The 17,890-nt window shown below is 58.7% G+C and carries 18 protein-coding genes (1 of these 18 cut by a window edge); all 18 read right to left on the reverse strand.

The features are described 5' to 3' along the window. A protein-coding gene (locus tag ASE39_RS00035) for an adenylosuccinate synthase (protein WP_057227134.1) crosses the window boundary here: on the reverse strand, positions 1–567 show its 5' end (the start). 810 nt of this gene lie to the left of the window's left edge; the window shows 567 of its 1,377 coding nt (coding positions 1–567); it begins with the start codon at positions 565–567; its stop codon lies beyond the left edge, outside the window. A 27-nt stretch (positions 568–594) separates the two neighbouring features. Then, on the reverse strand, positions 595–1,743 hold the full coding sequence (locus ASE39_RS00040) for an ATP phosphoribosyltransferase regulatory subunit (RefSeq protein WP_057269824.1): 1,149 nt from the start codon (positions 1,741–1,743) through the stop codon (positions 595–597). 90 nt (positions 1,744–1,833) lie between these two features. Next, positions 1,834–2,016 carry a DUF2065 domain-containing protein gene (locus ASE39_RS25520; protein WP_082606886.1) on the reverse strand — a complete coding sequence of 61 codons (183 nt, stop codon included), beginning with the start codon at positions 2,014–2,016 and terminating at the stop codon, positions 1,834–1,836. Positions 2,017–2,047: 31 nt separating this feature from the next. Next, complete coding sequence (hflC, locus tag ASE39_RS00045) at positions 2,048–2,956, reverse strand: protease modulator HflC (RefSeq protein ID WP_057269825.1); 909 nt, start codon at positions 2,954–2,956, stop codon at positions 2,048–2,050. 9 nt (positions 2,957–2,965) lie between these two features. Further along, a complete protein-coding gene (hflK, locus tag ASE39_RS00050) occupies positions 2,966–4,342 on the reverse strand; it encodes an FtsH protease activity modulator HflK (protein ID WP_057269826.1) in 1,377 nt (458 codons plus the stop codon). 54 nt (positions 4,343–4,396) lie between these two features. Beyond that, entirely contained in the window at positions 4,397–5,563 is a 1,167-nt protein-coding gene (hflX, locus tag ASE39_RS00055; RefSeq protein ID WP_085940314.1) for a GTPase HflX, read from the reverse strand. Between the two features lie 69 nt (positions 5,564–5,632). Continuing rightward, positions 5,633–5,887 carry an RNA chaperone Hfq gene (gene hfq / locus ASE39_RS00060; RefSeq protein ID WP_010464175.1) on the reverse strand — a complete coding sequence of 85 codons (255 nt, stop codon included), beginning with the start codon at positions 5,885–5,887 and terminating at the stop codon, positions 5,633–5,635. A 113-nt stretch (positions 5,888–6,000) separates the two neighbouring features. Beyond that, on the reverse strand, positions 6,001–7,344 hold the full coding sequence (gene der / locus ASE39_RS00065) for a ribosome biogenesis GTPase Der (RefSeq protein WP_057227131.1): 1,344 nt from the start codon (positions 7,342–7,344) through the stop codon (positions 6,001–6,003). A gap of 13 nt (positions 7,345–7,357) precedes the next feature. Further along, positions 7,358–8,524 (reverse strand): outer membrane protein assembly factor BamB, encoded by a 1,167-nt coding sequence (gene bamB, locus ASE39_RS25525; RefSeq protein WP_242421327.1) that lies wholly within the window; start codon positions 8,522–8,524, stop codon positions 7,358–7,360. 2 nt (positions 8,525–8,526) lie between these two features. After that, positions 8,527–9,213: a tetratricopeptide repeat protein gene (locus ASE39_RS00070; RefSeq protein ID WP_057269827.1), complete on the reverse strand. Its 687-nt coding sequence runs from the start codon at positions 9,211–9,213 to the stop codon at positions 8,527–8,529. A gap of 14 nt (positions 9,214–9,227) precedes the next feature. Further along, positions 9,228–10,493 (reverse strand): histidine--tRNA ligase, encoded by a 1,266-nt coding sequence (gene hisS / locus ASE39_RS00075; RefSeq protein ID WP_057270271.1) that lies wholly within the window; start codon positions 10,491–10,493, stop codon positions 9,228–9,230. A 154-nt stretch (positions 10,494–10,647) separates the two neighbouring features. Next, entirely contained in the window at positions 10,648–11,910 is a 1,263-nt protein-coding gene (gene ispG, locus ASE39_RS00080) for a flavodoxin-dependent (E)-4-hydroxy-3-methylbut-2-enyl-diphosphate synthase (RefSeq protein WP_057269828.1), read from the reverse strand. A 20-nt stretch (positions 11,911–11,930) separates the two neighbouring features. Next, a complete protein-coding gene (locus tag ASE39_RS00085; protein ID WP_057269829.1) occupies positions 11,931–12,845 on the reverse strand; it encodes a helix-turn-helix domain-containing protein in 915 nt (304 codons plus the stop codon). Beyond that, positions 12,838–13,674 (reverse strand): type IV pilus biogenesis/stability protein PilW, encoded by an 837-nt coding sequence (pilW, locus tag ASE39_RS00090; protein WP_057269830.1) that lies wholly within the window; start codon positions 13,672–13,674, stop codon positions 12,838–12,840. Before pilW ends, ASE39_RS00085 begins: the two co-directional genes overlap by 8 nt. Before the next feature lie 36 nt (positions 13,675–13,710). Continuing rightward, a complete protein-coding gene (gene rlmN / locus ASE39_RS00095; RefSeq protein WP_057269831.1) occupies positions 13,711–14,835 on the reverse strand; it encodes a 23S rRNA (adenine(2503)-C(2))-methyltransferase RlmN in 1,125 nt (374 codons plus the stop codon). Between the two features lie 87 nt (positions 14,836–14,922). Beyond that, complete coding sequence (gene ndk, locus ASE39_RS00100) at positions 14,923–15,348, reverse strand: nucleoside-diphosphate kinase (RefSeq protein ID WP_010464162.1); 426 nt, start codon at positions 15,346–15,348, stop codon at positions 14,923–14,925. Positions 15,349–15,438: 90 nt separating this feature from the next. Next, positions 15,439–17,016, reverse strand: coding sequence for a pseudouridine synthase (locus ASE39_RS00105; protein WP_057269832.1), 1,578 nt, complete (start codon positions 17,014–17,016; stop codon positions 15,439–15,441). Beyond that, entirely contained in the window at positions 17,016–17,753 is a 738-nt protein-coding gene (gene scpB, locus ASE39_RS00110) for an SMC-Scp complex subunit ScpB (protein WP_057227119.1), read from the reverse strand. The genes ASE39_RS00105 and scpB overlap by 1 nt, the downstream gene beginning before the upstream one ends. Positions 17,754–17,890 lie beyond the last annotated feature (137 nt).

Consider the following 17,890-nt stretch of genomic DNA (forward strand, 5'->3'; position numbering starts at 1 on the left):
GAAGGAGCCAGAGCGCAGGTAGGTCGTAAGGATGTGGTTGTGGAGATCCAGCAATTCACGCAGCTTGGCTGCAAACCGCTCTGGGTACTTCAAGTCTTGGACGCGCAAGGCACGGCGGGCAATCTTGTCCTCGTACGCAGGGCCAATGCCTCGTCCGGTTGTTCCAATTTTCTCCGTACCGCCCTGTTCACGGGCAGCTTCGCGCGCCACATCAATGGCAGCATGGAATGGAAGGATCAAGGGGCAGGCCTCGCTGATGCGCAGGCGCGAGCGGACCTCAACACCTGCTTTCTCCAACCCTTCGATTTCCTCGAACAGCTTGGCAGCCGACAAAACTACGCCATTGCCGATATAGCACTTGACGCCAGGGCGCATGATGCCGCTGGGGATCAAATGCAGCGCCGTCTTGACCCCATTGATAACCAATGTGTGGCCCGCGTTGTGCCCGCCCTGAAAACGGACAACACCTTGTGCACTTTCAGTCAGCCAGTCAACCAGCTTGCCTTTGCCCTCGTCGCCCCACTGGGTTCCGACTACCACTACGTTGCGACCTTTGGTTGCTTTCATCTCAAACCCAATTCAATTGACAATTGCTCAAACAGCCTGCACGACCCATTGGCCCGCAACCTGCACCAGTTCCCTGTCGCAGTGAAACTCATCCACTTCGCTCCCATGTCCCGGCAGAACGCAAACCACCGTCTCACCGGCCTTGCGCAGCTCGGCGATTGCGGCATTCACGTCATCGGCCTCCCCCCAGGGGGCGCGGATGGCAGCCTTTAGCGCACGCGGCGAGACCACACCCACCACCTGCTTGATGTCCAGACTGAATCCCGCCGCTGGACGGGTCCGACCGAACACTGCTCCCACCTCGTCATAGCGACCGCCACGGACGAGCGCGTCGCTTGCACCCGGGGCATAGATCGCAAAACGCGCGCCACTGTAATACGCATAGCCACGCAGGTCAGCCAGATCGAAAGTAACAGCAGCCCCTTCTAAGCGGGAGGCAAGCCATTTCAAATTTGATAGCACTTGAGATATGCCAGGAAAGCGCTGGAGAGATTTTTGAGCCTCAACCAGTACGCCCTGATCTCCATAGAGCTGAAGCAGAGCCAACAAACCTTCACGAGATTCAGGGGGAAAATCGCGAGTCAAGGCCGCCAATTCAGCCGCATCCTTGGCCGCAAGTGCGGCATGGATACCACTCAGGATCTGGGAGTTCAACGGCACGCCCGCCAGAAGAATTCGGACGATGCGCACATCCGCCAGGTCAATTGTGGTGTTGTGCACATTGGCAATGCGCAAACATTCTCGGGCCAACTGCAATGCCTCAAGATCAGCCTCCAGCCCGGCATGCCCGTAGATCTCCGCGCCAAACTGAAGCGGTTCGCGGGTCGCATGGGGACGATCTGGCCGTGTGTGCAGCACCGGGCCGCAATAGCAAAGGCGGGTGACCCCTTTGCGATTGAGCAGATGCGCATCGATACGAGCCACTTGGGGGGTGGTGTCCGCTCTGAGCCCCATGGATCGCCCGGAGAGCTGGTCCACCAGCTTGAAGGTCTGGAGATCGAGCGCCTCGCCAGTGCCTGTCAGCAGAGATTCAAGATGCTCTAGCAAAGGAGGCATGACCAGCTCATAGCCGTAACAACGGGCTGTATCAAGCAGCCCGCGACGCAATTCTTCGATGTGCCGCGCTTCGGACGGCAAGACATCGGCAATGTGATCCGGAAGGACCCAAGCAGACATGGAGAAAAAGGGGGGCTGTTAAAACCGTGATTCTACCGGGAGCGGAGAGAAGTCCCGAGAGACTCCATCCACCATCGGCTCATGCGCTGGTCAAAGCCAGAGCATCAACACACCAGCGACGATTGCCAACAAGGCGAAAAATCGAACCTGGCCGTCCCGCAGCAGCAAAATCTGGGCAACCGCGCGTCGCCAACTCTGGGGTGAAAAGAAAGGCAATAGCCCCTCAATCACCAGAACCAGCGCCAGTGCTGTCCATAGGTTTTCAGAAGTCACTGCGGCCGGCCTTCGACGACGGGCCCAAGATCTACTTGCGAGGTGCGGCAGGTACAGCCACTGAATTACCACCTCGGAAGGTCTTGAAAAACTCCGACGAAGATGGGTCAAGGACCATCACATCGCTTTTCTTGTTGAAGCTGGACTTATAGGCTTCCAGACTCCGGTAGAACTGCGCAAACTGTGGGTCGCGGCCAAAAGCCTCTGCGTAAATGCGCGCAGCTTCAGCGTCGCCCTCACCTTTGATCTTCTGAGCATCTCGATAGGCATTGGCGATCGTGATTTCACGCTGGCGGTCCGCATCAGCACGGATTTTTTCACCCTCTGCCGCTCCCGTGGAGCGCAACTCATTGGCCACCCGTTTGCGTTCAGCTTCCATGCGCCGATACACCGATTCCGTAATCGCCTCCACGTAGTCGACGCGGGTAATGCGTACATCCACAACATCGACACCCCAAGGCTTGGCACCACGGACCGTCTCCAGCACCTCACGCTTCACATCCGCCATCAGTGCTTCCCGCTTGAGGGAAAGCAACTCCTTGACGGTGCGCTTGTTGATCTCTTCTTGGAATGCATTTCGGACCACTCGGTTCAATTGCATCGCGCCAGCACTTTCGTCCAGACCGACATTGCGGATGTACTCCGTAGGCTCAGAGATCCGCCAACGCACATACCAATCAATCACCACACGCTGCTTCTCCGCTGTCAGCATAGGTTCCGTATCGCTGCTGTCCAGCGTCAGAAGGCGTTTGTCAATGTATGACACATTCTGGAAGGGTGGTGGCAGCTTGAAATTCAAACCCGGCTCGGTGATCACTTCCTTGATCTGCCCCAGCGCATACAACACACCAAATTGGCGCTGATCCACCACAAAAAGCATGGAACTCATGAGGGCCAGCACCACCAGGAGGGTCGATGCAATAAATCCGACTCTGTTCACGAGCTGCTCCTAGCGAGATTCACGATCGCGTGTACGACTGCTGTCACGCGCTCGAGGGTCATTAGAGAAAGTAGACGAAGGCACCGCCGGTGCCGCCACAGGAGCCGTAGTGCTCGCGGCAGGGGCATCAGAAGCCCCTCCTCCGCTGGCGACACTTTGCATGATCTTGTCCAGTGGCAAATACAACAGGTTGGACCCCTGTCTCGATTCAACTAGCACCTTGGTCACGCTGCCATAAATCTGCTGCATGGTCTCCAGGTACATGCGGTCACGGGTCACCTGCGGCGACTTCTGGTACTCCGCAAGGATGGAAGAAAATCGCTGCGCATCACCTTGCGCCTGGGCAACAATCCGCGCCTTATAGGCTGCTGCCTCTTCGTTCAGGCGCGATGCAGAACCCACGGCCCGAGGGATAACGTCATTCGCGTACGCTTGGGCTTCATTCTTGGCCCGCTCGCGCTCCTGGCCCGCTTTGAGTACATCGTCAAAGGAGGCCTGCACCTGCTCTGGGGGGCGCACCCCACCTTGCTGCAGATTGATACCGACCACCTCCACGCCCACCTTGTAGCGATCCAGGATGGTTTGCATGAGAGTACGAACACGCGGTGCAATCTGATCACGCTCTTCGGCCAACGCCGTATCCATGCGCATCTTTCCAACCACTTCGCGAACTGCCGTCTCCGCCGCCTGAACCACGGCATCCGTCGGGTTCTTGCTTTCAAACAGCCAAGCGCGGGCGTCACTCAAGCGATACTGAACGGCAAATTTGATCTCTACGATATTCTCATCTTCCGTGAGCATGGCCGACTCCCGCAACCCCGTGCTCTTGATGATGCTGTCACGCCCAACATCTGCGGACCGTATCTGGGTCACAAAGACCAGTTCGTGGCGCTCAATGGGGTAAGGCAGGCGCCAGTTGAACCCTGCCCCCACCGTGCTTTTGTACTTGCCGAACTGAGTAATGACGGCCTGTTGGCCTTCCTGGACGATGAAAAAACCTGTCCCCATCCAGATGACGAAGACGATCCCTGCGATCAGCCCCACGCCCACGCCTGCGCTCTTCATATCCGGCTGAAATCCGCCACCAGAACTACCGCCGTTGCCTGGCCCTCGACCACCGCCGTTCTTGGAACCAAAGAAGCCTCCGAGCTTCTTGTTCAGGTCACGCCAAAGTTCATCCAGGTCCGGCGGTTGCCCATTGTTCGGCCGCTGGTCGTTGCCCCGATTGCCGGCCGATGGGGGTGTAGCAGGCCGCTCATCCGGTCGTCCGCCATCGTCAGTCTTGTTGTCCTCGCCGCGCCCCCAGCGAGGGTCATTCAGATTGAACATGCCCCGAATGCGTTCTGGCAACGATGCCCAGCGTAGGGTGCGATTTTGGAAATTCATGCGCAAAGTCTCTGGTTCTCTGTATGGCATTGGTAATGCTGGCATTGTGCCCAATCAGGGCACGGTCCCTGGCAATTCAATGGCGGCTTCAGGGGTCATGCGCTCCTGGACAGCAACGACTCGGGATGAGAGCGCTTGGCGCAGCGTACCCAATCCCTCGCCAGAACGTGCGCTCACAAACAGGCGCGGAAACAACTGACCATCGACGTCATACTGGTCCTCAAGAAGCGGCGGGCGCTGCTCGGCCTCCAGTGAGTCCAGCTTGTTGAACACTAGTATTTGGGGAATGTCAGCCGCCCCGATCTCGTGCAATACTTTTTGGACCTGAGCCATCTGCTCCGGAAAGCCCGGATTGGATGCATCCACGACATGAAGCAGTAGATCCGCATCAATGGCCTCTTGCAGCGTTGCCTGGAACGCATCCACCAAGCCGTGAGGCAAATCCCGGATAAATCCCACGGTATCGGACAGTGAGACTGATCGCCCGGCATCACCCAAATAGAGTTGCCGTGTCGTGGTATCCAGTGTCGCAAACAACTGGTCTGCAGCGTAGGCTCTCGCCTTCACCAGTGCATTGAAGAGTGTGGACTTACCTGCATTGGTGTAGCCCACCAATGAAATGTTGAAGGTATCACGTCGCTCGCGCTGCCTCCGCTGCGTGGACCGCTGACGCTTGACCTTCACCAGGCGGTCACGGGTACGCTTGACTGCATCACTAATCATCCGGCGATCCAGCTCAATCTGCTTCTCGCCGGGACCGCCACGCGCCCCAATCCCACCCGTTTGGCGCTCCAAATGCGACCAACGACGTACAAGACGGGTACTGAGATACTGCAATCTCGCAAGCTCCACCTGGAGCTTGCCTTCATGACTGCGGGCGCGCTGGGCAAAAATTTCCAGAATCAGCAACGTGCGGTCATTGACTGGAAGCTCTAAGTGACGCTCCAGATTTCGCTGCTGTGCCGGACTGAGGGACTGATCGAACAGAACTTCCACCGCACCGTGCATCTGCGCCAGAGTACGAATTTCATCCGCTTTGCCACTACCAACGAATAAGGCAGCATCCGGAGCTTTCCGCTTGCAAGTCAAGCGGCCAACAGGTTTCATGCCAGCTGTCTGCGCAAGCAACCCCAATTCCTCAAGATCACCATCGAAGTGCGGAAGACCAAAGTCAACCCCCACGAGCAATACCGGAGTACCGTCTACCGATGAAGAGGTCATCGAATGCAAAGGAGTTTGCCCTCTAGCCCGATCAGGACAAGAGGCGAAGACGGATTCAGGAACAACAACTTAAGCGTTGTTGCTATCTGCATCAGAAGTATCGGCAGTGGAAAAATTGACCGCGCGACCTGGCACGATTGTAGAAATGGCGTGCTTGTAGACCATCTGGGTCACCGTATTGCGCAGCAACACGACGTATTGGTCAAACGACTCGATCTGCCCCTGCAGCTTGATTCCGTTCACGAGATAGATAGAAACAGGAACATGCTCCCGACGCAAGGCGTTGAGGAAGGGGTCTTGCAAAAGTTGGCCTTTATTGCTCACGATATTCTCCGTGTTCAAAAATGTTGTTGTAAACCAGCACCTTACCACAGCCTGAGACACGCTCCAGACTCAGGACGCATGGCCCTTCAAGGATCGAGCCTTTGACCTTTGAATCAGTCGTCGTCCTTGTCTGCAAAGGGATTGTGCGAGGTCTTCATCTCTATTCGCAGCGGCGTACCCACCAAATCAAACTCTTTTCGGAAACGACCTTCCAGAAAACGCTTGTAAGCATCGGTGACATGCTCCAGCGAATTGCCATGGACAACGATGACCGGAGGATTCATGCCACCCTGGTGCGCGTATCGCAATTTCGGCCGGAACATGCCCGCCCGTTTGGGGCTCTGGAATTGCACCGCTTCCAACAGCAGACGTGTCAATATCGGGGTCGACATCTTGCAGGTCGCCGCTTTGTGCGCCTGCGCAATGGACGTCCAGAGCGGCCCCAGGCCCTGGCGTTTTTTGGCCGAAATGAAATGCAAGGATGCGAACTTCAGAAATGCGAGCCGGGTCTCGATAGACCGCTCCAGCAACTGGCGCTGGTAGTCATCGACCGCATCCCATTTGTTCACAGCAACAACCACCGCCCTGCCACTCTCAAGGATGTATCCCGCGATGTGCGCATCTTGGTCCGTGACGCCCTGGGTCGCGTCGAGCAATAGCAGAACCACATTGGCCGACTCAATAGCTTGAAGCGTCTTGACGACCGAGAACTTTTCGATCGCCTCAAAAACCTTCCCCTTGCGTCGCAACCCTGCCGTGTCCACCAGTTCAAAGCGTTGACCATTGCGCTCAAATGGTACGGTAATGGCGTCCCGGGTCGTGCCCGGCATGTCGAACGCAACCAAGCGCTCCTCGCCCAACCACGTGTTGATCAGGGTCGATTTACCAACATTCGGTCGCCCCGCAACAGCAAGCTTGATGATGCCCTTGTCAGGACCGCCATCGGAGTCATCGGGCTCAGGAAGCTGTAGGGGCTCAAGGGCAATATCCACCAAGCTCCGTATACCTTGTCCATGCGCCGCAGAAACCGGATAGACCTCACCCAGACCCAACTCATAGAACTCGGCGAGTTGCACGCCTTCAAGCATGCCTTCTGCCTTGTTGGCAACGAGAACACAAGGCTTGCCAAGACGGCGCAAATAATTCGCAATGTCATGATCTTGTGCTGACACGCCCGCACGGGCATCTACTACAAAAATGACCACATCGGCTTCGGCGACAGCCTGCTGAGTCTGCTTGGCCATTTCCTTGTAGATACCACTCGACGCATCAGGCTCAAAGCCTCCTGTATCGATAACGATGTATTCGTGCTTACCTTGCTTGCCATTACCGTAATGCCGGTCACGCGTAAGCCCTGCGAAATCCGCAACAATGGCGTCGCGGGACTTGGTCAGGCGGTTGAAGAGCGTGGACTTGCCGACATTCGGACGCCCCACGAGGGCGATAACTGGCTTCATTAAATAAAATCCATCAATCTGGACGGAATCCGTAGACACCACCATTGCGAGTAACCACTACCAACGTATCGGCGGCCACAGCGGGTGCTGCGGCAATACCTGAACCATCCGTGGCCATGCGGTTGAGCGGAGAACCATCCGTACGGGATAGCAGATGAACGAGGCCTGCGTCGTCCCCAATCACCACCGAGCGCCCTAGCAGCAGAGGCGCCGTCAGTTTGCGGTGCTTGAGCCTGTCAGTCGTCCATAGACGCGAACCATCGCTGCGGCGCCACCCAACCACCGTGCCATTGCTCTCTGCACCGAACAGGGCCTCCCCATCACCATGCACACCATCGGCACCATTGGCCGGCTGCGCCCAAGCCACCGAACCCCTGGCAGCATTGACACAACCCACAGCTGTCTGAAATGCACGCGCACAGATGGAATCGCCCACTCTGCTAGTACGCCCGACCAGCTCTACCAAACGCTCAACATCGTTGGTACCGCGCGAACTGGCCAACGGAGCTTCCCAGCGCACACTGCCATTGTCTGGATTCAAGCCCACGATACGGCCGGCAAAACCCGCCACCAACGTATCGCCAACCGCCAGAAGAACGCCTGCCTGACGCAAAATCAAGGGGTCTCCAGAGCGCTGCTGACTCCAGAGTTTGTGCCCCGTCGCAGCATCGAAGGCCGCCAAGGAACGATCGGCCGAGAGTACAAATACGCGTCCGCCAGCGACAAGGGGAGGAGTGAATACTTGCGCAGCCAGTGATTGGCGCCACCGCTCACGGCCAGCATCCAAAACGATCAGCGCATTGCTGCGGGAAACAACTGCGGCCGACTTGCCGTCACTCCCAACTCCCGCAGACAACGGCTCCGCCAGCGCCGCGCGCCATACATCCCCGCCGGTGCGGGCGTCGATCGCAGCCACAATCCCATCGGAAGATGCGACAGTAACGACATTGCCTGCCGTGTGGATATCAAGGGGCAAGCCAGCAACACTGCCAATCCGGTTGGTCCAGGCCTGCCGCACGCCAAGCACTGCGACATTGGCTCCCAGATCAACAGGCACAGGCTTGGCGGCGCCACTGCTCCATAGCGAGCATCCTGCCAATGTGGCCACCAAGACCCCCGAGACAATGCATCGCAACCCAAACAACCCGCACTTCGCCTCGTTTTCACGAATGAACGCCATGGTTATTTCACTCCGTCGATGGATCCAGCGGCAGCCATCGCAACACCTTGGGGAGAGACACCCAAAGCCCCAAGCTTGACCTCCACAAGGCGACGGTACTCAACACTGTCTTCAAGAGACTTATAGGCCTTGGCGTACTCAGCAATGGCTTCTGCACGTTTTTCCTGCAAAAGATAGATGTCGCCTCTACGATCTGCAAACACAGCATCAAACTCCAGCGGAGCACTGCCAGACAGCTGTTTGAGTGCTTCGTCGTAGTTTTTTTGATCCATTAGCAGGCTGGCCAAGCGCAATTTGGCCAAGGCCTTAAGGCCATCATCTCCCGACTGGGTCGCCACCCAACCGAGTGCCTCTTTGGCGCCATCGGCATTGCCTGTATCCACCATGGTCTTGGCCAACGCAAGCCCCGCCTGACTAGCCTGGGTCGTGCCTGCGTACTTGGCCTTCAGGTCAGCAAACGCCTGCGCCATCCGATTTTGGTCACCTGCCCGGGCTGCCACCTCCACAGCGTCATAGAGCGCTGCGGCCTGGCCCGCCTGTCGGTTCTGCCAATATTGATATCCGTTCCAAGCGACCAAAGAGCCCGCTACCAAAATCAGCACCGAACTGATCAGCGTGCCCCAGGTGTTCCAGAAATGCTTGAGCTGATCAAGCTGCTCTTGTTCTTCGAGATCGAGGTGATTTGCCATGGAATGTGTTCTGTTTAGCGGTTGGATTGTAGGGTGGACGCCCATTCGGCCAGGGAATCCAGAGTGTGGTCGGACTGTGCGCCCACACCATCACGCAATGACTTGACAACAACCATCCCACGGGACAGCTCATCTTCGCCGAAGACCAGCGCGTAAAGCGCGCCACTCGCATCTGCCTTCTTGAATTGGGATTTCATGCTGCCCATGCCCTCACCCCCAGCGGGCGCAGCGTGCATTTGTACACTGACACCAAGCTGCCGCAACCGCTCGATGGTGGTCACAGCCACTGGTAGAGCCACCACGGATGGAATCACGGCATACACGTCAGGCGACAGGGCTGGTAGCGTACTGGCTTGTTCCTTGAGAAGTTCAAGCACACGCTCAACCCCCAGCGCCCATCCCACCGCAGGCGCAGCCTTGCCACCGATCTGCTCGATCAGGTAGTCATAGCGACCGCCGCCGCAAATCGTGCCCTGCGAGCCCAACTGATCGGTGACGAATTCAAAAACCGTCAGGTTGTAGTAGTCCATACCCCGAACAAGCCGCGGATTGACAGTCCAGGAGACTCCGTTGGCGCTCAAGATGGACTTGACGGCATCGAAATGCGCGAGTGACTGAGGCCCCAAAAAATCGATCAAACGAGGCGCAGCTTCCACCATGGATTGCATAGCAGGATTCTTGGTATCCAGAATGCGCAACGGATTGCTGTGCAAACGTCGGCGCGCCTCTTCATCTAACACATCCATATGCTGCTCCAGGTATGAAATCAGAGCAGCACGGTGGGCCTTGCGTTCATGCGGCTCACCCAGGCTGTTTAGCTCCAGCCGCACGTTCTGCAAGCCCAGTTCACGCCACAGTGCCTGGGCGAGCAAGATCAATTCCGCGTCGACCTCGGCGCCAGGAAAGCCCAGCGCTTCAGCTCCAATCTGGTGGAACTGACGGTACCGCCCCCGCTGTGGACGCTCGTGACGGAACATGGGCCCCATGTAGTAGAGGCGCTTGCCTCCGTCATACAGCATGGAATGCTCTGCGACGGCTCGGACAACCCCGGCAGTCGCCTCAGGACGCAAAGTGAGATGCTCACCATTGAGACGATCCTCAAAAGAGTACATCTCTTTTTCCACAATATCGGTGACCTCCCCAAGCCCCCGCACAAAGAGCGGCGTAGGCTCAACGATTGGCGTACGGATATTGCGATAGGCATAGCGCGCCATGAGGTCGCGGACCTTTGACTCCAGCCACTCCCAGCGGGCAGATTCCGGAGGCAAGATATCGTTCATGCCTTTCACGGCGACCAATTTTTCCGGCTTGGGCGCCAAAGTGCTTTTTTCGTTACTCACAACTGTTCTTTTCTCTATCTGGCAGTTCTTGGAAAGGCATTGCTGCCGCCACAGCAGGCAGCTGAGCAGCAATCAAAGACAAAGCGAGCGAAACTCAGACCGCAGACACGACGGCAGCGCCAAAGCGCTTCTCAATGTACTGCTCGACAATTTGATGGAACTCATTGGCAATGTTGTCACCACGCAGCGTCATGGCCTTTTCGCCATCGATAAACACAGGCGCGGCAGGAGCCTCTCCCGTGCCAGGGAGGCTGATGCCGATGTCTGCGTGTTTGCTCTCTCCAGGGCCATTGACGATGCATCCCATCACTGCGACGCGTAAATTTTCGACGCCGGGATAGCGAACGCGCCACACAGGCATCTGGGCACGCAGAAAATCGTCGATCTGCTTGGCAAGGTCCTGAAATGTTGTGCTGGTGGTACGGCCACAACCTGGGCACGCGGTAACACTAGGGACAAACACGCGCAATCCCAATGCCTGCAATATCTCCGAGGCGACCACCACCTCTTGGGTGCGCGCTTCACCAGGCTGGGGGGTCAGAGATACACGGATGGTGTCGCCAATCCCCTCTTGCAACAGCACAGACAACGCGGTAGCCGACGCTACCGTGCCCTTTGTGCCCATGCCTGCTTCGGTGAGTCCCAGGTGCAACGCGTAGTCACAGCGACGCGCAAGTTCGCGGTACACGGAAATCAGGTCCTGCACACCACTGACCTTGCAGGACAAGATGATCTGATTGCCATCCAGGCCCATTTTTTCCGCCCGATGGGCGGACTCAATGGCTGACGTGATTAGCGCCTCGTACATGACCTGGCGCGCCTCCCAAGGCTTGGCGCGACGGCTGTTGGTGTCCATCAAATTGACCAGCAAATCCTGGTCAAGACTGCCCCAATTCACTCCGATCCGCACGGCCTTGTTCCAGCGCATGGCCGCATCAATCATCTGACCAAATTGTCGATCCCGCTTGTCGCCCTTGCCAACGTTGCCGGGATTGATGCGGTATTTGGAAAGAGCTTGCGCGCAGTCAGGAAATTCGGTGAGAAGCCGGTGTCCGTTGTAGTGGAAATCTCCCACCAACGGCACGCTTTCTCCCATCCGGTCCAACTGTTCACGGATGTAAGGCACTGCCGCCGCCGCCTCGGGGGTGTTCACGGTAATCCGCACAAACTCCGAGCCAGCCTGTGCCAACTCCTTCACCTGTATAGCCGTACCAATGGCATCCACGGTGTCGGTATTGGTCATAGACTGCACACGCACCGGCGCGTCCCCGCCCACGGTTACCACGCGCGAACCCCATACCACCCTGGCTTGGCGCGACCGCCGAGGCAAAGGGGACGCTATAGCAATGGGATCCATCTCACACGGTAGCTTTTCCACTATTTCACCTCGAAGCGAGCTACGTTTTCACGCGAAACCGTCGTCAAGTCAAAAGGTTTTCCACGCACGAACACCTCCGTTGCGTCTGCACGACCGATGACGACAGCAAAGGGCATCTGTCCAGCGACCGACACCGACTCACCTGCCGCCAGATTGCGCTGTAACGCCACAGCGCCTGCCGAGTCCCGTACCTGCACCCAGGATTCACTGCGCGCGCGCAACACCAACGCACCTGCCGGTGGGGTGGCCGCACTGGCGGCAACAACCGGGGCAGAGGCGACGTCGTTGGCAACCGGAGCAACGGCGGCAGGGCGTGTCAGTTCCGGGCGCCCCACTGCCGGCGATTGAGGACTTTCGGGCACACGCTCCGCAACCACGGATACTGCACCCGAAGCACCCATGACGGGGGGTATCGCCTGCTGCTCGACGACATTAACGGCAGGTTTGGCGGGCGCAGATGCCGCAGACGGACTCGTTGCACCGTCCTGTGGCCGAGGGAAAAAGACCAGGACCAGCGCACCCACCAGCAATGCCAAAACGACCACCGTCACAGACCGTGAGGTTGATCCCGACGAAAAGGACGCCGAGGAGGAAGACGACTTCCCAATACTCCCTTTTACCGGAGCATTCAGCCCTGCGCTGTCGGTCGCCAAGCGCGGGCTTTTACTTTGCGGCAACAGTGACAGAATCGGCGCGGGATCCAGCTTAAGCGTCCTGCACATGCTGGAAGCAAGCGCGCGCACAAACACCGTATCGGGCAAGGCTTCGTAGTTGTCCGCCTCCAGCGCCTCCAGCTTACTGACAGGTACCTTCAGCGCCACAGCCAGGGCAGCGATGTGCATACCAGATGCTTGCCGCGCCTCTCTCAGCAACCCACCCGCGGTGGCCCCGTCACTCTCCAAAACCTCACTCATTGAAAGCCCCACGCTCGAATGCACCCAATTCCCGCGAATCCGGGAAACGCTTGCGCAACTGGTCCGCCAGTTGCTTCATGGCCACGGAGTCGCCCAAAGTGCGCTCCACCTTGATTCCCAACCACAACGACTCGGAGTTGGCAAACTGGCTATTGTTGAGGCGCCGGATATAGAACTGCGCCCGGGTCAATTCATTGCGCCGCAACAAAAGCGCCGCCAAGTGGTAACCCACCACAGGATTCGCCGCATCCAGCTCATAGGCCTTCAGCATGGACTGCTCAGCGTCCGCGAACTGGCCAGCACCCGACTGGCAAAGTCCTCGGGCCATCAACGTCTTGCTGCGCGCCGTGTAAGACGGACTGGTGAGGGCCCGAGCAAAATGCTGATCCGCTTCCGCATATTTTTGCTGCTGGCACAACAACCATCCATAGTTGTGCAGCAGATTGGGATCTCCCCCGCGCAAAGCCAATGCTCTGCGAAAACTATCGTCAGCCTGGACAAGGTCGCCCAACCGCATGTAAATGAGACCGCGGAGATTGAAAGCATCGGCATACGTGGGATCGGCCGCCAACGCCTGTTTGACTTCGTCGAGCGCTACGGCCGTCTGGCCATTCTCGAAGTAGTTGGAAGCAAGCTCCAGGCGTATGCGGGCGCGGCGCCTCGTTTCTGGCTCGTCGGACGGAGTAATCAATCCGGCATTGGTATCGGCGGCGGGCATCCCATTATTGGTGGTAGCACACCCCTGAAGTGCCGCCACACAGGCCGCCACACTACATGCCGTGAGCGTCCAGCGGCCCCATTGCTGCCAGCGTCCAATCAATCCCACCATGTAGAGCCTCCTTGAAATATGCCGATTGCTTGCTGATCAAGTCACCGGTTTGAGCACGATTGTCCGCTGCTTTGCCATGCGCTCAGCAGCCCGCGTGCGGTCCTTGACATCCCCCGCGAGTTGGCCACACGCAGCGTCGATATCATCCCCGCGAGTCTTGCGCACGGTCGTGACAATACCCGCTTCGCTCAAGACTTTGGCAAAGGCCAACACCTGGCTCTGCGGCGAACGCAAAAGCCCCGATGCAGGAAAAGGATTAAAAGGGATGAGGTTGAATTTGCAGCGCACCCCTTCCCCTCGGGCCGGCTTGACCAATTCGATCAACTGCCGCGCATGCTCCACCTGATCATTGACCCCGTCGAGCATGCAGTACTCAAATGTGATGAAGTCACGCGGCGCATGCGCTAGATAGCGATTGCAGGCAGCCAACAATTCGTCAATAGGGTACTTGCGATTCAGCGGCACCAGGTTATCGCGCAGCGGATCGTTCGGTGCGTGCAGCGACACTGCCAGAGCCACAGGACAATCCTGGGAAAGGCGATCCATCATTGGAACCACGCCCGACGTGGACACGGTCACCCGCCGACGCGACAAACCATACCCGTGGTCATCCAACATGGCGCGCAAGGCAGGCACGAGAGCCGAGTAGTTTTGCAGAGGCTCGCCCATCCCCATCATCACCACGTTCGATATGACGCGGTCCTCGGACTTGAGGCGTTGACGCAAGGAATGTTCAGCAAACCAAAGCTGGGCGATGATCTCACCCGTGGTCAGATTCCTGCTGAAACCCTGGTGCCCCGTGGAGCAAAAACGACACCCCACAGCGCAGCCGGCCTGCGAGGAAATGCACAGGGTTCCCCGGTCATCCTCAGGAATGAAAACAGCCTCGACCGCATTCCCATCTCCCACGTCAAACAGCCACTTCACCGTGCCGTCCGAGGAAACATGTTCGGAGACGACGGGTAGGGCTTCGACACGAGCGCAGCCTTTGAGCTTGTCGCGCAAGGCCTTGGCCAGGTCGCTCATGGCGTCAAAGTCACTGGCGCCGCGCTGATGGATCCAGCGGAACAGCTGGGTGGCGCGAAACCGCTTTTCACCCAACTGCTGGCAGAAGGCCGCCAGACCGTCGAGGTCAAATTCCAATAGGTTGGTGGTCGTCACTGCGCTCCCCCCTGGGTGGGCCGAACGCAGTCGTCCCCATGGCGCAGGTCTCCCACGTTTGCGGGAACAGGCATGGGGACACCCATATCAGCGCGAGTAGATGTTCAGGCCTGGGAAGAAGAAAGCCACTTCTGCCTGGGCCGTTTCAGCCGCGTCGGAGCCATGCACTGCGTTGGCATCGATGCTGTCAGCGAAGTCAGCGCGGATGGTGCCAGCTTCTGCCTTCTTGGGGTCCGTAGCACCCATGAGTTCGCGATTCTTCAGAATCGCGTTTTCGCCTTCCAGGGCCTGGATCATCACAGGGCCGGAGATCATGAAGTCCACCAGGTCCTTGAAGAAAGGACGCGCTTTATGCACTGCGTAGAACTGCTCGGCTTCCAGGCGCGACAGGTGGGCCATGCGCGCTGCTACAACCTTGAGGCCAGCCGCTTCAAAGCGTGCATAGATCTGACCGATAACATTCTTGGCCACTGCGTCGGGCTTGATGATGGAGAGAGTGCGTTCGATTGCCATAGTAATTTCCTGAATTGATGTTGCTGTATTTTCGTTTGCCCACCGGACAAAGCCCTCGATTCTAACCGGGGAGACCTGCGCTACGCGCGCTTAGCGCCCGCCTCCGCGACGAGGGCCTCCCCCACCGGGGCGTCGCTTGTCCTGGCGGTGCCGCGAGAGACTGTCCATGCCGATATAGCCTACCGATGTTTTCATCGGGTCGGGTTGTGCGGCTCCGCGCTGGCGGTCACCACCACCGCTACCACGGTCGGAACCCTGCCCTCCGTCGCGGCGCGGTTTCTGACCACGGGGACCACCCGATGCCCCCTGCGACATGTCGCGGCGCGGACCATCACCCACACGAGGGCCACTGCGCCCACGGTTGCGCTTGTTGCCACCTCCCCGCCCGCCGGCAGCATCCGAACCTTCGTCCGGACGGCCTTCAACAGCCTCCGGGCGCCCCGCACCAGCCGCCTGTACTAGGGCACGGATATCACCCTCGTCAAGCTCCAGCCAGGCGCCACGCTTGAGTCCACGCGGCAGAACCATGGCACCGTAACGGATACGGATCAGTCGGCTGACCGCGTGACCCACAGATTCGAGCATGCGACGCACCTCACGATTGCGCCCTTCGGAAATGGTGACCCTGTACCAGCAGTTGGACCCTTCGCCGCCACCGTCCTCGATAGAACCAAACGACGCCATGCCATCGTCCAGCCGCACACCATCCAGCAACTTCTGCTTCTCCTCGTTGCTGAGGGCGCCGAGCACACGCACGGCGTATTCGCGCTCCAGCCCGAAACGGGGATGCATCAGCTTGTTGGCCAGCTCGCCCGAGCTGGTAAACAGCAGCAGGCCTTCGGTATTCAGATCCAGACGTCCAACCGACTGCCACTTGCCCTGCATGAGCCGGGGAAGCTTGCGAAAGACGGTGGGCCGGTTCTGCGGATCGTCGTGGGTCACCACTTCGCCCACAGGCTTGTGGTACGCAATCACGCGCGCAGGAGGAGGGTCGATGCGGTAGCGGATGGGTTTGCCATTGACCTTGACCTGGTCGCCGAACTGGATACGCTGCCCGATATGGGCAGGCTCATTGTTCACCGAGATGCGACCTTCCAGAATGAGCTGCTCCATCTCCAGACGCGAGCCCAACCCCGCCTGGGCCAGCACCTTGTGGAGCTTCGGAGTTTCCACCTGGGGCAACAGCACGCGCTTGGCGGGAACCGTCTCTGCAGAGGCATCGTCCTCGTCAAAGCGGCCCGACACCACATCTTCAAACTCATAACCCTGCACAGCGGGCACAACGGCTTTGCGCCTGTCCCGAGCAACCCCTTCGGCGCGTGGTTGCCGCCCCCTGGCGTCCCCACGGTGCTGGCGCTCGCCTTGGCCTGGCGCGTTCATCGCGTCAGGAACACCTGCCTGAACCGTTGCAGGCTCGGCCACAACCAGTGCATCCACAGGCACATTCTGCTGAAGAGACCGGGACAGCAACTCGACGGCCGGGGCTGGTGCCGTGGCAGCATCCCGCCCATCCGCAACAGCGCCGCCCTCGGCTTCCACGTTGTCCACTGGCTCGGCCTTCTTCTTGCGCGGAGCACGTTTGGCAGCGACCTTTTTGGGCGCTGCGGCAGCCGCTGAAGGATCAGCCTCCGGCAGATCAGCCGGAATTTCGGGGGTCGAGTCGTTCATCAAGTATTTCCCTGGATACCACCCGGGGTATCGGCATCGTCATCGCGGAGATCCGTCTCCACATTCTGAAAAAAATCGTCCACCTGTGGCCACTGCCCACTGGCAGCAACAGTCTCTGAAGACTCCAGCGACTGGGCATCTGAGCCCATCGCCACCAGCTCAGCCTCTGGCTCTATCACTCCCTGCGCAGCAGCAGCCATTGCCTCCAACACGTTCGCATTGCCTGAGGGGTCGTCGAGCACCGGCAATTGATCCAGCGACTGCAATCCCATGTCATCCAGGAACTGCCGGGTGGTTGCAAACAGCGCCGGGCGCCCCACCGTTTCCCGGTGACCGATGACCTCGACCCAGCCACGGTCTTCCAACTGCTTGACGATCAGGCTATTGACCGTCACCCCCCGGATGTCCTCAATGTCGCCCCGTGTTACGGGCTGGCGATACGCAATGATCGCCAGTGTCTCCATGGTGGCCCTCGAATAGCGCGGAGGCTTTTCGGGGTGCAACCGGTCAAGGTATTCACGCATTTCGGGACGGCTCTGGAAGCGCCACCCTGTGGCCACCTGAACCAGCTCTACACCCCGCTGCGCCCATTCCAGCTGCAACTCCTGCAGCAGCACCTTGAGCGTGTCCGACCCCAATGCATCATTAAAAAGCACTCGCAGCTCGCGCAGGGGCACAGGCTGCTGCGCGCAGATCAGCGCAGTTTCGAGGACCCGTTTGGCATCCACCGTGTTCATGGTTCAGCGATTCCTGGAAAAGTGCCACGCGTTGCAACGGGTGGCACATCAACAGCAGGGGGCAATCAATGGCGCGCTGTGCAAGGGCGCTGGCGCGACGCAAGAGCCCGGCGGGATTCCGTCTACGGGCTAGGGCC

It is taken from the genome of Acidovorax sp. Root267, from assembly GCF_001429215.1.
Lineage (GTDB): Bacteria > Pseudomonadota > Gammaproteobacteria > Burkholderiales > Burkholderiaceae_C > Acidovorax > Acidovorax radicis.

Excerpts from the sequence above, each read along its gene's own strand:
- ASE39_RS00040 (WP_057269824.1), bottom strand. The coding sequence starts at position 1,743 with ATGTCTGCTTGGGTCCTTCCGGATCACATTGCCGATGTCTTGCCGTCC.
- hflK (WP_057269826.1), bottom strand. The coding sequence starts at position 4,342 with ATGAATTTCCAAAATCGCACCCTACGCTGGGCATCGTTGCCAGAACGC.
- hflX (WP_085940314.1), bottom strand. The coding sequence starts at position 5,563 with ATGACCTCTTCATCGGTAGACGGTACTCCGGTATTGCTCGTGGGGGTT.
- der (WP_057227131.1), bottom strand. The coding sequence starts at position 7,344 with ATGAAGCCAGTTATCGCCCTCGTGGGGCGTCCGAATGTCGGCAAGTCC.
- bamB (WP_242421327.1), bottom strand. The coding sequence starts at position 8,524 with ATGGCGTTCATTCGTGAAAACGAGGCGAAGTGCGGGTTGTTTGGGTTG.
- ASE39_RS00070 (WP_057269827.1), bottom strand. The coding sequence starts at position 9,213 with ATGGCAAATCACCTCGATCTCGAAGAACAAGAGCAGCTTGATCAGCTC.
- hisS (WP_057270271.1), bottom strand. The coding sequence starts at position 10,493 with ATGAACGATATCTTGCCTCCGGAATCTGCCCGCTGGGAGTGGCTGGAG.
- ispG (WP_057269828.1), bottom strand. The coding sequence starts at position 11,910 with ATGGATCCCATTGCTATAGCGTCCCCTTTGCCTCGGCGGTCGCGCCAA.
- ASE39_RS00085 (WP_057269829.1), bottom strand. The coding sequence starts at position 12,845 with ATGAGTGAGGTTTTGGAGAGTGACGGGGCCACCGCGGGTGGGTTGCTG.
- pilW (WP_057269830.1), bottom strand. The coding sequence starts at position 13,674 with ATGGTGGGATTGATTGGACGCTGGCAGCAATGGGGCCGCTGGACGCTC.
- ndk (WP_010464162.1), bottom strand. The coding sequence starts at position 15,348 with ATGGCAATCGAACGCACTCTCTCCATCATCAAGCCCGACGCAGTGGCC.
- ASE39_RS00105 (WP_057269832.1), bottom strand. The coding sequence starts at position 17,016 with ATGAACGACTCGACCCCCGAAATTCCGGCTGATCTGCCGGAGGCTGAT.
- scpB (WP_057227119.1), bottom strand. The coding sequence starts at position 17,753 with ATGAACACGGTGGATGCCAAACGGGTCCTCGAAACTGCGCTGATCTGC.